This window comes from [Zimmermannella] faecalis ATCC 13722, assembly GCF_000381765.1.
Lineage (GTDB): Bacteria > Actinomycetota > Actinomycetes > Actinomycetales > Microbacteriaceae > Gulosibacter > Gulosibacter faecalis.
The window spans coordinates 17042-30346 of record NZ_KB907083.1 but is presented as its reverse complement, the minus strand read 5'-3'; the positions used below and the strand labels follow the sequence as shown (position 1 = coordinate 30346).

The 13305-nt window shown below is 67.3% G+C and carries 16 protein-coding genes and 1 pseudogene; 16 read left to right on the top strand and 1 reads right to left on the bottom strand.

Going from position 1 to position 13305, the window contains the following annotated elements:
- Positions 1 to 2 precede the first annotated feature (2 nt).
- From rplX to G328_RS0111600, 16 genes and pseudogenes are all read left to right on the top strand, one after another.
- Positions 3 to 341: pseudogene (gene rplX, locus G328_RS0111680) on the top strand (50S ribosomal protein L24); the annotation flags it as partial.
- A gap of 66 nt (positions 342 to 407) precedes the next feature.
- Positions 408 to 989 (top strand): 50S ribosomal protein L5, encoded by a 582-nt coding sequence (gene rplE / locus G328_RS0111675; RefSeq protein ID WP_019619538.1) that lies wholly within the window; start codon positions 408 to 410, stop codon positions 987 to 989.
- A gap of 106 nt (positions 990 to 1095) precedes the next feature.
- A complete protein-coding gene (gene rpsH, locus G328_RS0111670) occupies positions 1096 to 1494 on the top strand; it encodes a 30S ribosomal protein S8 (RefSeq protein ID WP_026339854.1) in 399 nt (132 codons plus the stop codon).
- 6 nt (positions 1495 to 1500) lie between these two features.
- A complete protein-coding gene (gene rplF / locus G328_RS0111665) occupies positions 1501 to 2037 on the top strand; it encodes a 50S ribosomal protein L6 (protein WP_019619536.1) in 537 nt (178 codons plus the stop codon).
- A 2-nt stretch (positions 2038 to 2039) separates the two neighbouring features.
- Positions 2040 to 2399, top strand: coding sequence for a 50S ribosomal protein L18 (gene rplR, locus G328_RS0111660; protein ID WP_019619535.1), 360 nt, complete (start codon positions 2040 to 2042; stop codon positions 2397 to 2399).
- The gene (rpsE, locus tag G328_RS0111655; RefSeq protein WP_019619534.1) at positions 2396 to 3124 is read left to right on the top strand and encodes a 30S ribosomal protein S5; all 729 of its coding nucleotides are present in this window, start codon (positions 2396 to 2398) and stop codon (positions 3122 to 3124) included. The genes rplR and rpsE overlap by 4 nt, the downstream gene beginning before the upstream one ends.
- Positions 3124 to 3312 (top strand): 50S ribosomal protein L30, encoded by a 189-nt coding sequence (rpmD, locus tag G328_RS0111650; protein WP_019619533.1) that lies wholly within the window; start codon positions 3124 to 3126, stop codon positions 3310 to 3312. The genes rpsE and rpmD overlap by 1 nt, the downstream gene beginning before the upstream one ends.
- Complete coding sequence (gene rplO, locus G328_RS0111645) at positions 3312 to 3782, top strand: 50S ribosomal protein L15 (protein ID WP_019619532.1); 471 nt, start codon at positions 3312 to 3314, stop codon at positions 3780 to 3782. Before rpmD ends, rplO begins: the two co-directional genes overlap by 1 nt.
- A gap of 73 nt (positions 3783 to 3855) precedes the next feature.
- On the top strand, positions 3856 to 5220 hold the full coding sequence (secY, locus tag G328_RS0111640; protein WP_026339852.1) for a preprotein translocase subunit SecY: 1365 nt from the start codon (positions 3856 to 3858) through the stop codon (positions 5218 to 5220).
- Positions 5217 to 5810, top strand: coding sequence for an adenylate kinase (locus G328_RS0111635; protein ID WP_019619530.1), 594 nt, complete (start codon positions 5217 to 5219; stop codon positions 5808 to 5810). The genes secY and G328_RS0111635 overlap by 4 nt, the downstream gene beginning before the upstream one ends.
- Positions 5811 to 5822: 12 nt before the next feature.
- Positions 5823 to 6848: a GNAT family N-acetyltransferase gene (locus tag G328_RS0111630; protein ID WP_019619529.1), complete on the top strand. Its 1026-nt coding sequence runs from the start codon at positions 5823 to 5825 to the stop codon at positions 6846 to 6848.
- Between the two features lie 156 nt (positions 6849 to 7004).
- Complete coding sequence (locus tag G328_RS0111620) at positions 7005 to 8108, top strand: GNAT family N-acetyltransferase (protein ID WP_019619528.1); 1104 nt, start codon at positions 7005 to 7007, stop codon at positions 8106 to 8108.
- Between the two features lie 77 nt (positions 8109 to 8185).
- Positions 8186 to 9232 (top strand): GNAT family N-acetyltransferase, encoded by a 1047-nt coding sequence (locus tag G328_RS0111615; RefSeq protein ID WP_019619527.1) that lies wholly within the window; start codon positions 8186 to 8188, stop codon positions 9230 to 9232.
- A complete protein-coding gene (locus tag G328_RS0111610; protein WP_019619526.1) occupies positions 9225 to 10316 on the top strand; it encodes an ATP-grasp domain-containing protein in 1092 nt (363 codons plus the stop codon). The genes G328_RS0111615 and G328_RS0111610 overlap by 8 nt, the downstream gene beginning before the upstream one ends.
- Positions 10294 to 10929: a sugar transferase gene (locus G328_RS0111605; RefSeq protein ID WP_019619525.1), complete on the top strand. Its 636-nt coding sequence runs from the start codon at positions 10294 to 10296 to the stop codon at positions 10927 to 10929. The genes G328_RS0111610 and G328_RS0111605 overlap by 23 nt, the downstream gene beginning before the upstream one ends.
- Positions 10926 to 12134, top strand: coding sequence for a type III PLP-dependent enzyme domain-containing protein (locus tag G328_RS0111600; protein ID WP_222828709.1), 1209 nt, complete (start codon positions 10926 to 10928; stop codon positions 12132 to 12134). Before G328_RS0111605 ends, G328_RS0111600 begins: the two co-directional genes overlap by 4 nt.
- On the opposite strand, the gene G328_RS0111595 is transcribed toward G328_RS0111600, so the two are convergent.
- Positions 12131 to 13294, bottom strand: a complete 1164-nt coding sequence (locus G328_RS0111595; protein WP_019619523.1) for an acyl-CoA dehydrogenase family protein — start codon at positions 13292 to 13294, stop codon at positions 12131 to 12133. The two genes, G328_RS0111600 and G328_RS0111595, sit on opposite strands and share 4 nt — an antisense overlap.
- Between the last annotated feature and the right edge of the window lie 11 nt (positions 13295 to 13305).

Here is a 13305-nt window from a genome sequence, read left to right as displayed (position 1 = left end):
TCATGGCGAAGATTCGCAAGGGCGACCTCGTCGAGGTCATCAGCGGTGGCGACAAGGGCAAGCAGGGCAAGGTGCTCGAGGTGCTCGTCGCAGAAGGTCGCGTGATTGTTGAGGGCGTGAACTACGCCACGAAGCACACCCGCGTGGGCCAGACCCAGCGCGGCACGAAGACCGGCGGCATCGAGACCATCGAGGCCCCCATCCACGTTTCGAACGTTGCACTCGTCAACCCCGACACCGGCAAGCCCGCTCGCGTGGGCTTCAAGGTCGAAGAGGTCACCGAGGGTGGCGTTACCACGACGGTCAAGACCCGTGAGTTCAAGCCCTCGCGTCGCGACAGCGCTGCTGCCGCGACCGAGAAGAAGACCACGAAGAAGGCCGCAGCAAAGAAGGACAGCGAGTAGCAGATGACTGACACTGCCACGGTGGCTGGCAAAATCCAGCCCCGACTCAAGGTCAAGTACCGAGGCGAACTCAAGGCCAAGCTCCAGGAGGAGCTCGGCGTCGAGAACGTCCACCAGATCCCCGGTCTCGAGAAGATCGTCGTGAACATGGGTGTCGGTGAAGCCGCCCGCGATGGCAAGGTCATCGAGGGCGCGATTGCCGACCTCACCCTGATCACCGGTCAGAAGCCGAAGGTGACCCGCGCACGCAAGTCGATCGCGCAGTTCAAGCTTCGCGAGGGCCAGCCCATCGGAACCCACGTCACGCTTCGCGGCGACCGCATGTGGGAGTTCCTCGACCGCCTGCTCTCGCTCGCACTGCCCCGTATCCGCGACTTCCGCGGCCTCTCGGACAAGCAGTTCGACGGAAACGGCAACTACACCTTTGGTCTCACGGAGCAGGTCATGTTCCACGAGATCGACCCGGACAAGATCGACCGCACCCGCGGTATGGACATCACCGTGGTCACCACGGCGAAGGATGACGAGAGCGGTCGCGCACTGCTTCGCGCACTCGGCTTCCCCTTCACCGCGGGCCTGAAGTAGACTCTACGTTTGGCCCATTGCCCGCCGGGAACCCCCGGCGGGCATCACCAAAGGTCGGCGTGCCGTGTACGGCGCGTCGAAACCAGGCGAAAGGAAATATCGCGTCATGACTATGACCGACCCCGTCGCAGATATGCTCACGCGTCTGCGCAACGCGAGCAACGCCCACCACGACACCGTGTCGATGCCGGGCTCGAAGCTCAAGAAGAACATCGCTGACATCCTCAAGCGCGAAGGCTACATCGCCGACTGGAGCGTCGAGAGCGCCCGCGTCGGCGAGACGCTCAGCGTCTCGCTCAAGTTCGGCCAGGACCGCCGCCCCGCTCTCTCGGGCATCAAGCGCGTCTCGAAGCCGGGCCTCCGCGTCTACGCGAAGTCGACCGAGCTGCCCACCGTTCTTGGCGGCCTCGGCATCGCGATCCTGTCCACTTCCTCCGGCATGCTGACTGACCGTGAGGCCGAGCAGAAGGGCGTGGGTGGGGAAGTCCTCGCCTACGTGTGGTGATCCAGAATGTCGCGTATTGGACGTCTTCCCATTGAAATTCCCGCCGGCGTCGAGGTAAACCTCAACGGTGCCGACGTGACCGTCAAGGGCCCGAAGGGTGAGCTCAGCCTCACCGTCGCGAGCCCCATCGAGGTGAAGGTCGAAGAGGGCCAGGTGCTCGTCACCCGCCCCGACGACGAGCGCGAGTCGCGTGCCCTGCACGGCCTCACCCGCACGCTCATCTCGAACAACATCATTGGCGTGACCACCGGCTACACGAAGGACCTCGAGGTCGTCGGTACCGGTTACCGCGTGATGGCGAAGGGCTCCGACCTGGAGTTCGCACTCGGCTTCTCGCACCCCGTCAACGTTCCCGCCCCCGAAGGCATCACCTTCAAGGTCGAGGGTCAGAACAAGATCTCGATCCAGGGCATCGACAAGCAGCTCGTCGGTGAGACCGCTGCGAACATCCGCAAGATTCGTCCGCCGGAGCCTTACAAGGGCAAGGGCATCCGCTACGCGGGCGAGCAGGTACGCCGCAAGGCCGGAAAGGCTGGTAAGTAAGCATGGCTCAGCAGAGCAAGCAGGCAGCCCGTGGCCGTCGCCACGCCCGGCTGCGCAAGAAGATCGAGGGTACGGGCGCACGCCCGCGCCTGAACGTCACCCGTTCCGCTCGCCACGTGTTCGTGCAGCTCATCGACGACACCAAGGGCCACACGCTCGCGTCGGCGTCGACCATGGAAGCCGAACTTCGCAGCTTCGAGGGCGACAAGACCGCAAAGGCTCGTCGCGTTGGCGAACTCCTCGCCGAGCGCGCCAAGGAAGCCGGTGTTGACACTGCTGTGTTCGACCGCGGTGGAAACAAGTACGCCGGCCGTGTTGCCGCGATTGCCGATGGAGCACGAGAGGCAGGGCTGAACCTGTGAGCGAAATCAACGAGACCAACGTTCCCGAGAACATCAACGACACCCCCGTCGAGACCGCCGCATCGAGCGAGACGAACACTCGCGAGGCCGGTCGTGAGGGCCGTCGCGGCAACAACCGCGACCGCCAGCAGCGCGAAGGCGGCCGTGGTGGCCGTGGCCGTGGCCGCGACGACGAGAAGACCAACGAGTTCCTCGAGCGCGTCGTGACCATCAACCGCGTGTCGAAGGTCGTCAAGGGTGGCCGCCGCTTCAGCTTCACCGCGCTCGTCGTCGTTGGCGACGGTAACGGCCTGGTTGGCGTCGGCTACGGCAAGGCTCGCGAGGTTCCCCTCGCGATCTCGAAGGGCGTCGAGGAAGCGAAGAAGAACTTCTTCCGCGTTCCCCGCGTGCTCAAGACGATCCCGCACCCCGTGCAGGGTGAGGCCGGCGCCGGCGTCGTGCTGCTCCGCCCGGCCGCGCAGGGTACCGGTGTTATCGCCGGTGGCCCGGTTCGCGCCGTGCTCGAGTGTGCAGGCATCCACGACGTGCTGAGCAAGTCGCTCGGTTCGTCGAACACGATCAACATCGTCCACGCGACGGTCGAGGCGCTCAAGTTGCTCGAAGAGCCGCGCGCTGTCGCCGCCCGTCGTGGCCTCGACATCGAGCACGTCGTGCCGGAGCGCATCCTGCGCGACCAGGCACGCGCCGCCGACGAGGCCGCCAAGGCTGCAAAGGTTGGTGCCTAATGGCTACTTCCGTCAAGGTGACTCAGATCAAGTCGGTCATCAGCGAAAAGCAGAACCAGCGCGACACCCTGCGCTCGCTCGGCCTGAAGCGCATCGGCGACTCGGTTGTTCGCGAGGACAGCCAGCAGCTGCGTGGCTATGTGCGTGCGGTCGCTCACCTGGTCAAGGTTGAGGAGATCAACGAATAATGACGAACAACGAGAACTCCACCGGGCCCGAGGAAGGCAAGCTCAAGCTGCACGACCTCCGTCCGGCTCCCGGTGCCAAGAAGTCGCGCATCCGCAAGGGTCGCGGTGAGGCTTCGAAGGGCAAGACCGCTGGTCGCGGTACCAAGGGCTCGAAGGCGCGCACGACCGTGCGTCTCGGGTTCGAGGGTGGCCAGATGCCGCAGCACATGCGTACCCCGAAGCTGCGCGGGTTCAAGAACCCGTTCCGCAAGGAGTACCAGGTTGTGAACCTGTTCCAGCTCGAGCAGGCCTACCCTCAGGGCGGCGACGTCACCGTCGAGGACCTCGTCAAGAAGGGCCTCGTTCGCAAGAACGAGCTCGTCAAGGTACTCGGCACGGGCGAAGTTACCGTTAAGCTGAATGTTGCTGTCGACAAGGTCTCGAGCTCAGCAGAGCAGAAGATCGTCGACGCAGGCGGCTCCATCAAGTAAGTTCCCGAGAACGGGGCCGGTTTTACCGGCCCCGTTTCTCGTCTGTCCACATTTAGGAAAGCAGGCATCCCGCGTGTTCAGTGCCATCTCACGGGTGTTCCGGACACCGGATCTTCGACGCAAGATCCTGTTCACACTCGGCATGGTCGCCCTTTACCGTCTGGGTACCACCATTCCCGCTCCGCACGTCAACTACGTCAACGTGCAGATGTGTGTGGACGGCGTCAACGCTGCCGACGGGCAGGCGAGCCTCTTCTCGATGCTCAACCTGTTCTCCGGCGGTGCCCTCATGCAGCTGTCGATCTTCGCGCTCGGCATCATGCCGTACATCACCGCGTCGATCATCGTGCAGCTCCTGCGCGTTGTCGTCCCCCACTTTGAAGCCCTCCACAAGGAGGGGCAGTCGGGGCAGACGAAGCTCACGCAGTACACCCGCTACCTGACGGTCGCCCTCGCAGTGCTGCAGGCGACGACGCTGCTCACGGTGGCGCGTACGGGTGGACTCTTCGGCGCGAACTCGAACGCTGCCTGTTCGAACGTACTCGACCTCGTGACCGAGACAACCGGCTTCGACGTCACGACGAACATCCTTCGCATGATCATCATGGTCACGGCCATGACGGCCGGTACGGCCGCCATCATGTGGTTCGGTGAGCTCATCACCGAGCGCGGCATCGGCAACGGTATGTCGCTGCTCATCTTCACCTCGATCTGCGCCTCGTTCCCGCAGGCCATGTGGTCGCTCATCAGCGGCACCGGCGGCGGCATCACCTTCGTCGTCGTGCTGCTGCTCGCGTTCCTCGTGCTCGTGGCCGTCGTGTTCGTTGAGCAGTCGCAGCGCCGCATCCCCGTGCAGTACGCGCGCCGCATGGTTGGCCGCCGCACCTACGGCGGGCAGTCGACCTACATTCCGATCAAGGTTAACCAGGCCGGCGTGATCCCCGTGATCTTCGCCTCGTCGCTGCTCATGCTGCCGATGCTCATCGCGCAGTTCAATACGCCCTCCGACGGTACGACGCCGCCCGAGTGGGTCGTGTGGCTGCAGAACAACTTCGTGTCGGGCGACTCGTGGCCGTACATGCTCGCGTACTTCCTGCTCACGATCGGTTTCGCGTACTTCTACGTCTACATCGCCTTCAACCCCGACGAGGTGGCCGAGAACATGCGCCGCCAGGGCGGCTTCGTGCCGGGCATCCGCGCGGGCCAGCCGACGGCCGACTACCTGAGCCACGTGCTCAACCGCATCACGTTCCCCGGCTCGATCTATCTCGGTATTATCGCCCTGCTGCCGTTGATCGCACTCGCCACCGTCGGAGCGAACCAGAACTTCCCGTTCGGCGGTGCGTCGATCCTCATCCTCGTGGGTGTCGGTCTTGAGACCGTCAAGCAAATCGACGCGCAGCTCCAGCAACGCAACTACGAAGGACTTTTGCGATGACCGAGACCACTCCCGCTCGACTGCTGATTGTCGGCCCTCCCGGTGCCGGCAAGGGCACGCAGGCCACCGGCCTGGCCGCCGCGTACGGTGTTCCCGCCATCTCGACCGGCGACATCTTCCGCGAGAACATCAAGAACGGCACCGAGCTCGGCAAGCGCGTGCAGGAGATCACGGCGCAGGGTCAGCTGGTGCCCGACTCGCTCACGAACGAGCTGATTCAGGACCGCCTCGCGCAGCCCGACGCCGCAAACGGCTTCCTGCTCGACGGCTACCCGCGCACGCTCGGCCAGGTCGACTTCCTCACCTCGCTGCTCGACGAGCAAGGCGCCGAGATCGCCGCCGTCGTACAGCTCGTGGTCGACACGGATGCGGTGGTTGCGCGTCTGCTCAACCGCGCGCAGGAGCAGGGCCGCGTTGACGACACCGAAGAGGTGATTCGTCACCGCCAGGACGTCTACGCGAGCGAGACCGCTCCCGTGCTCGACGTCTACGCCGAGCGTGGCGCCGTCGTACAGGTCGACGGTATGGGCACCCCCGACGAGGTTGCCGCGGGCATCCTTGACGCGCTTTCGGAGCGCCTGCCCCGCTAGACGGAGCCTCAAATGCGGGTGGAGCTGCTTGATCGGAACGACCAGCGCTGGCCTGCGCTGCTCGCCGACGTGCGGCACGACATCGATCACGAACCCGCATACCTCGGGGCTACGGATCATCTCCGGGGGAGTGAATCGCGTCTCGCGGTGGTCTCCGACGACGAGGGTATGCTCCTTGTCCCGCTCAGGTTTACCGAGCTTGATTCCGAGCTCCACGACGCGGCGTCGCCCGAACTTCGGGCGGCGCCGCTGTTCGTTGTGCCGGCCACATCGGAGTGGCGGCAAGAGGCGATCGGCGCGCTCCTCGCGTTTCTGCGCGACGCGGGCACGGTGTCGCTGTTCCTGCGGTTTCACCCGCTCCTTGAGGCCTACCGCGAGGACTTCGCGGCGTTTGGCGCGGTCGTCGATCACGGCCCGAACTACGCGATTCGGCTCGAGCGCCCGCTCGACGAGATCCGCGCGGACATGCGGCGCAGCCACCGTCAGGGGATCCGGAAGTTCGGCGCGAGTGGTTACGTCTACGAGCGTGAGGCCGACTGCGCCGACCTCGAGGCGTTCCAGACGCTCTACGCACTCACGATGGAGCGAGTGCACGCGCGCGAGGCCTATCGGTTCTCGCTCGACTACTTCACCGAGCTCGTCGCATCGCTCGGCGATGAGGTCGCCCTCTGGGTGCTTCGCATCGACGGTCGCATCGCCGCGGCGCACCTGCTCACCGAGTGCTGCGGCATCGTGCAGGGCCTCTACGCCGGCGTGCACCCCGACTACCACGGCCGGTTTTCGCAGGTTGGCCTCTACGACCGGGAACTCGAATGGGCGAAGTCGGTGGGCGCGAGCGAGTATTTCGTCGGCGGCGCCGGCACCGAGTCATTGCACCAGTTCAAGGCCGGGATCACGCAGTACCGGCCCCGAGAGAACAGCGCACGAATCATCGTCGACGAAGGGGAGTACGGGCGTCGCTGTGCGGCTTGGGAGCACGCCCACGACGCACGGATCGGCCCCGTCGACGAGTTTTTTCCCCCGTACCGGGTCGCCTGACCCAGGTGATCGCTCCAGGCAGTGCCCCTGACCTGGGCATTCATGGGGGTGAAAGAACGCGCTCGGGCATCCCCTCCCCGAGAAACCTGGGAGCCTCGAAAGAGCAGCGGCCGCCGGAGCATGGGCGCGCCGCGCAGCACGAGGGGACCCGCGCTCATGGACGCACAGCTGCACGAAATCGACGACGAACGATGGCCCGCCCTGCTCACCCGGGTGCGGCACGATATTGACCACCTGCCCGAGTACCTGGCCGCACACGACGAGTTTCGCGGTGGCGACTTGAAGCTCGCCGTCATCGAAGACGAGGATGGGCTCCTGCTGGTGCCGCTGCGGCTCACGATTGCGCCCGACGGTGGCGTCGACGCGGCGTCGCCGGAGGTGCGTGCCGCGCCCGTCTTTAGCGAGGGCACGACCCGTCCGTGGCGCATCCGTGCCATCGCCGTGTTTTTGCGGCTCCTGCAGCGACAGCGCGTCACCTCCCTGTTCCTGCGGTTTCACCCCCTGCTCGACTCGGCGCAGCACGAATTCGCGTGGTTCGGGGCGATCGTGCCGCACGGCGAGACCTTCAACGTGCGGCTCGACCGCTCGCTCGACGAGGTGCGCGCAGGGATGCGCAAGGACCACCGCAGGGGCATCCGCAAGTTCGCCGTGGCGGGATTCGACTACCGCCCCGACCCCGAGTGGCGGTACCTGCGCGAGTTCCACGACATCTATACGCAGACGATGGAGCGCGTGGGCGCGACCGATGACTATCGGTTGCCGCTGCGCGTGCTCGAACGGTTTCGCGACGACCTGCACGACCACGTGTGGCTGTGGACGCTCGTGCACGAGGGGCGGCTCGCGATGGGCGGCATCGTCACCGAGTGTGATGGCATCGCGCAGGCCCTCTACGGCGCGGTGCACCCGGACTTCCGCGGGGTCATTCCACAGATCGGCGCCTACGACCGCGAGATCGACTGGGCGCTGCAGCGTGGTGCCCGGGACTTCTTCATCGACGGCGCCGCCTACGAGTCGCTGCGGCAGTACAAGCAGGGTATGACGACGCACCGGCCCGTCGCGTCGAGTGCGCGCATCGTGATTGACCCGGTCGCGTACGGGCGCCGCTGCGCCGACTGGGAGGACGCCGCGGGCGTTCCCGTCGGCGGGGTGCACGAGTTCTTCCCGCCGTACCGCCGTCGCGTGTCGAGTCACCACGTGCGGGCCCATGAGCTCGGGGTGAGTGGCCGGGGTGAAATGGCCGGGGCCCACGGCCACGCCTAGGAGCCCTCTGGCAGGCTCGGGGTTTGGACGGAGCGCACTCGCGCCCGCCAACCCGCCTGCAGAAGGATGACTCAAGCTTGAACGTTCAGTTGTTCGACCTTGCCAACCCCGGCTGGTCGGCGCTCCTTACCCGTGTGGTCCACGACATCGACCACGTTCCCGAAGTGCTCGCCGCGTACGACGAGTTTCGGGGCGCCCCGTCACGGCTCGCCGTGGTCGAGGGCGACGGTCACGTGCTCGCCGTGCCGCTTCGCCTGCGCGAGAACGCCGACGGCTCGCTCGATGCGAGCTCGTCGGAGGTGCGCTCGGCGCCCGTGTTCAGTGAGGGCGCACCCGCCGAGTGGCGGCGGGATGCGATCGGCACGCTGATCGGCCACCTTCGCCTACGCGGCGTCGCGTCGCTGTTCCTGCGCTTTCATCCGCTGCTTGACTCGAGCATCCGCGAGTTTGCGCGCTTCGGGGCCGCCGTCTCGCACGGCGAGACGTACGACGTGCCGCTCGATCGCAGCCTCGACGAGATTCGCGACGACATGCGCCGCAACCACCGCCGGGGCATTCGCAAGTTTCGCGACCGCGGGTACGTGTGCGAGCAGGACGTGTCGTGGTCGCGGCTCGACGAGTTCCACGACCTCTATTCGCGCACGATGGAGCGCGTCGGCGCGAGCGACGACTACCGGTTCTCCCGCGAGTTCTTCGAGCGGCTGCGTGACGGCGCGAGCGAGCACATCATGCTCTGGACCACCGTGGTCGACGACGAGCTCGCGATGGCCCACCTCGTGAGCGAGTGCGGGGGCATCGTGCAGACGCTCTACGCGGGCGTGCATCCCAACCATCAGCCCGACGTACCGCAGATCGGCCAGTTTGATGCAGAGCTCGAGTGGGCGCACTCGCAGGGGCACCACGACTTCTTCATTGATGGCGGTGACCACGAGTCGCTGCGGCACTTCAAAGCGGGCATCACCGAGGTGCGCCCCATCGCGGCGTCGGTGCGGATCGTTGTCGACCCCGTCGCGTTCGGCCGCAATTGCGCCGCGTGGGAGCGGGAGACGGGCCGCAGCGTCGAGCTGAGCGACCAGTTCTTCCCGCCCTACCGGCGCCCGGAACGGCAGCGGGCTCATGTCTGAGCTCAACGTGCTCGTTGCTGCGGGCGGCCGCCGATCCTACCTGGTGCGGTGGTTCCGCGAGGCGCTGCGGTGGAACGGCCTCACGGGCCGCGTCGTGGTCGCCGATCTCGACCCGTATTCGCCGGCCGCGGCGGTCGCCGACCGGTTTGTCGCGGCGCCGCCCGTGACGGCCGAGGGCTACCAGGAGTGGCTTGAAGCGACGCTGCGCGACCAGCAGATCACGCTCGCGGTGAGCATCAACGACTTCGAGCTGTCGCGGTGGGCGCAGCTCCCGCACACGCCCGAGTTCGCGGCACTCGTGCGACTGGATGCGCGCCGGCAGGCCACGATCGAAGACAAGCTCGCGACGGCTCGGCTGCTCGATGAGGCCGGTGTCGCGAGCCCCACAACCGTGCTCGCGAGTGAGGCGCTGCGGCTCGACACCGCCTCGCTCGCGCAGCGGCTCGGCGCCGAGGAGTTCGTCGTGAAGGGGCGGTTCGGCAGCGGCTCGCGCGGCCTCGGTTTCGCGACGGCCGACACGCTCGCGGATGCGGTCGCGCACGCGCGCCGCGAGGTGACGCAGCGAGATGGCCGGGCCGGGGGCGACGCCGACGCCGACGACCTCATCGTCGTGCAGCCGCGCCTCGTCGGCACCGAGTACGGCGTCGATGTCGTGGCCGACCTGCGGGGCGATTACGCCGCGACCCTCGCCCGCCGAAAGATCGCGATGCGCGCCGGCGAGACCGACCGGGCGGAGTCGGTCGACCCGACGCCGTTCGTCGACCTCGCGATCGGCGTGAACCGCGCGCTCGGCCACCGCGGGCTCATCGACCTCGACGTCATTCGTACCGAGGCGGGGGAGTGCCAGGTAATCGACGTCAATCCGCGCTTCGGCGGCGGGTATCCGCTCTCGCACGTCGCGGGCGCCGACGTGCCCTCGGCCTATGTCGCCTGGGCGGCCGGCCGCGAACCCGAGTCGGTCTGGCTGCGCACGACGCTCGGCACGATTGCGGGCAAGGCGGTCGACGTGCTCGCCGTTGCCCGACCCGCACCTGACCACGACCATCATGACGAGGAGCACTATGACGCGTCGGCGATCGTTTGATTTCGTGAAGCGGGGCCTCGACATCGTCGCGGCCGCGGCGGGCATCGTCGTGCTCTCGCCGGTGATCGCGGCGACCGCGATTGCGGTGCGGGTGAAGCTCGGCGGGCCGGTGCTGTTTCGGCAGCAGCGCGCGGGCCGTGACGGCCGGCACTTCACGCTCGTGAAGTTCCGCAGCATGCTCGACTCGGCGGATGCGCAGGGCCGGCTGCTCGACGACGAGGCGCGGCTCACGCCGTTCGGGGTCGCGCTGCGGTCGACGAGCCTCGACGAGCTGCCCTCGCTGTGGAATGTGCTGAAGGGCGACATGAGCGTCGTCGGCCCGAGGCCGCTGCTCGTGCAGTATCTCGGGGCGTACACGCCCGAGCAGGCGCGCCGCCACGAGGTGCGGCCGGGCATCACCGGGCTCGCCCAGGTGAGTGGCCGCAACGCGCTCGAGTGGGAGGACATCTTTGCCATCGACGTCGAGTACGTCGATGGCCGCAGCTTCGGGCTCGACGCGCGCATCCTCTGGCGTACCGTTGCGACGGTGCTCGGCCGCGACGGCATCAGCGCCGAGGGGCACGCGACGCGCGAGGCGTTCGTCGACTTCGACCCGCCCGCGGCGAACGCGTGAGCCGACCGATGCGTGAGCTGCCCGAGACCCCCGCGTTCGTCGTAGACGAGCCGCTCCTGCGCGGCTTCGTCGAGCGGTTCGAGGGTGCCCTCGCACGGCACTGGCCGAACTCGATTCTCTCGTACTCGTTCAAGACGAACGCGCTGCCGTGGCTTATCTCGTACCTGCGCGATCGCGGTGTGTGGGCCGAGGTGGTCTCGGACCACGAGTATGAGCTCGCCCTCGCACTCGGGTACCCGCCGGAGCGCATCATCTACAACGGGCCGATCAAGAGCCGCGATCGGCTGCGGGCCGCGCTCGCGGCGGGCTCCGTCATCAACCTCGACGCGAAGCGCGAGGTGCGCTGGGCGGTCGAATACGGCCGCGAGTTCCCCGAGCGCGAGGTCGCCGTCGGCCTGCGTGTGAACTGGGATCTCGAGGCGCTCGTACCGGGGGAGAGCACGACCGGCGAGGCCGGGAGCCGCTTCGGGTTCAACGCCGACAACGGGGAGCTCGACGCCGCGATCGCCGAGCTGCGCGACGCCGGGGTGCGCGTCGCGGGGCTGCACATGCACCGCAACTCGCGCACGCAGCGCGTCGACGTCTACCGCGCATCCGCCTCGCTCGCCGCCTCGCTCATCGCCGAGCGCGGCCTCGAACTCGACTGGGTGGACATCGGCGGCGGCTTCTTCGGCAGTGTCGACGGCGAGCCGACGTTCGACGACTATGTCGGCGCGATTCGCGAGTGCCTCGCTGGGGCGGTCGACCCCGAACGCACCCCGCTCATCGTCGAGCCGGGCGGCTCACTCGTCGCGGTACCGCTCGAGTTCCACGCGAGCGTCGTCGACGTGAAGCGCGTCGGCGAGTCGACGTTCGTCGTGACCGACACGAGCCGCACCGACCTCGACCCGCTGTTTCGGCGTCGCCGCCCGTTTCAGGTCGACCTCGACGCGACCGAACGGCAGACCCTGCCCACGCAAATCGTCAGCGGCTTCACGTGTATGGAGGACGACCGGCTGCTCACCCTCACCGACGCGCCAGCACTCGCGGGGGGCGACCGGCTCGTGTTCCGCAACGTCGGCGCCTATACGATGTCGTATCAGTCGACCTTCATCGAGCTGCCGCCGGCCGTGTACGTGCGCCACGGCGATGGCGGATACGAGCGGGTGCGTCGCCGCGCGGGTGTCGAGGACTACCTGCGCGGCAACGACTGGCTGCCCGCCTAGTTCGAGAATGCGTTCTCGCCGGTGAGGTGCTGGCCGATGATGAGCGTGTGCACCTCGTCGGTGCCCTCGTAGGTGCGCACCGACTCGAGGTTGTTCGCGTGCCGCAGCACCCCGTTCTCGAGCAGCACGCCGTTGCCACCGAAGATCGTGCGGGCCTCGCGGCAGATCTCGATCGCGGCGCGGCAGTTGTTCAGCTTGCCGACCGAGATCATGTGGCGTTCGAGCTTGCCGGCGTCCTTGAGCCGGCCGATGCGCAGGGCGAGCAGCTGCCCCTTCGCGATCTCGAGGGCCATGTCGGTGAGCTTCTTCTGCGTGAGCTGGAACGCCGACAGCGGCCGCCCGAACTGCTTGCGCTCACCCGCATAGGTGGCGGCGCGCTCGAATGAGTCGCGGGCGGCGCCCATCGCGCCCCAGACGATGCCGTAGCGGGCCTCGTTGAGGCACTCGAAGGGCGCGCGCAGGCTCGTGGCGCCCGGCAGGCGGTCGGCCTCGGTGAGGCGCACGTTGTCGAACGTGAGCTCGGTCTGGATCGACGCGCGCATCGACAGCTTCGGCTCGAGCGCCTTCGCGGTGAAGCCCTCGGAGTCGGTCGGCACGATGAAGCCGCGCACACCCTCGTCGGTTTTCGCCCACACGATCGCGATCTGCGCGATCGTGCCGAGGCCGATCCAACGCTTCGAGCCGTTCAGCACCCAGCCGTCGCCGTCACGCACCGCGGTCGTGCGCATCCCGGCGGGGTCGCTACCCGCCTCGGGCTCGGTGAGACCGAAACAGCCGACGACGCGGCCCGCCGCCATCTCGGGGAGCCAGCGCTGCTTCTGCTCTTCGGAGCCGTGCTTTGCGATCGCGCTCATCGCGAGCGAGCCCTGCACCGACACGAACGTGCGCAGGCCCGAGTCGCCCGCTTCGAGCTCCTGCATCGCGATGCCGTACTCGGTGGCGCTGCGGCCCGCGCAGCCGTAGCCCTTGATGTGCATTCCGAGGAGCCCGAGCTCCGCCATCTCGGGGATGATCTCGGTCGGGAACACGGCCCGCTCGTACCAGTCGTCGATGTTCGGGCGAATTCGACGGTCGACGAACTCGCGCACGCGGTCGCGCAGCGCGAGCTCCTCGTCGCTGAACTCGGCTTCGAGGTTGAGCAGGTCGGTCAGTTCGGTCATCGGTGCACCTT

Bases quoted from the DNA above. Each gene is read 5' to 3' on its own strand.
- G328_RS0111630 (WP_019619529.1), top strand. From the start codon at position 5,823: ATGCGGGTGGAGCTGCTTGATCGGAACGACCAGCGCTGGCCTGCGCTG.
- rplE (WP_019619538.1), top strand. From the start codon at position 408: ATGACTGACACTGCCACGGTGGCTGGCAAAATCCAGCCCCGACTCAAG.
- rplO (WP_019619532.1), top strand. From the start codon at position 3,312: ATGACGAACAACGAGAACTCCACCGGGCCCGAGGAAGGCAAGCTCAAG.
- rpmD (WP_019619533.1), top strand. From the start codon at position 3,124: ATGGCTACTTCCGTCAAGGTGACTCAGATCAAGTCGGTCATCAGCGAA.
- G328_RS0111620 (WP_019619528.1), top strand. From the start codon at position 7,005: ATGGACGCACAGCTGCACGAAATCGACGACGAACGATGGCCCGCCCTG.
- rplF (WP_019619536.1), top strand. From the start codon at position 1,501: ATGTCGCGTATTGGACGTCTTCCCATTGAAATTCCCGCCGGCGTCGAG.
- G328_RS0111595 (WP_019619523.1), bottom strand. From the start codon at position 13,294: ATGACCGAACTGACCGACCTGCTCAACCTCGAAGCCGAGTTCAGCGAC.
- rplR (WP_019619535.1), top strand. From the start codon at position 2,040: ATGGCTCAGCAGAGCAAGCAGGCAGCCCGTGGCCGTCGCCACGCCCGG.
- G328_RS0111605 (WP_019619525.1), top strand. From the start codon at position 10,294: ATGACGCGTCGGCGATCGTTTGATTTCGTGAAGCGGGGCCTCGACATC.
- G328_RS0111635 (WP_019619530.1), top strand. From the start codon at position 5,217: ATGACCGAGACCACTCCCGCTCGACTGCTGATTGTCGGCCCTCCCGGT.
- rpsH (WP_026339854.1), top strand. From the start codon at position 1,096: ATGACTATGACCGACCCCGTCGCAGATATGCTCACGCGTCTGCGCAAC.
- G328_RS0111610 (WP_019619526.1), top strand. From the start codon at position 9,225: ATGTCTGAGCTCAACGTGCTCGTTGCTGCGGGCGGCCGCCGATCCTAC.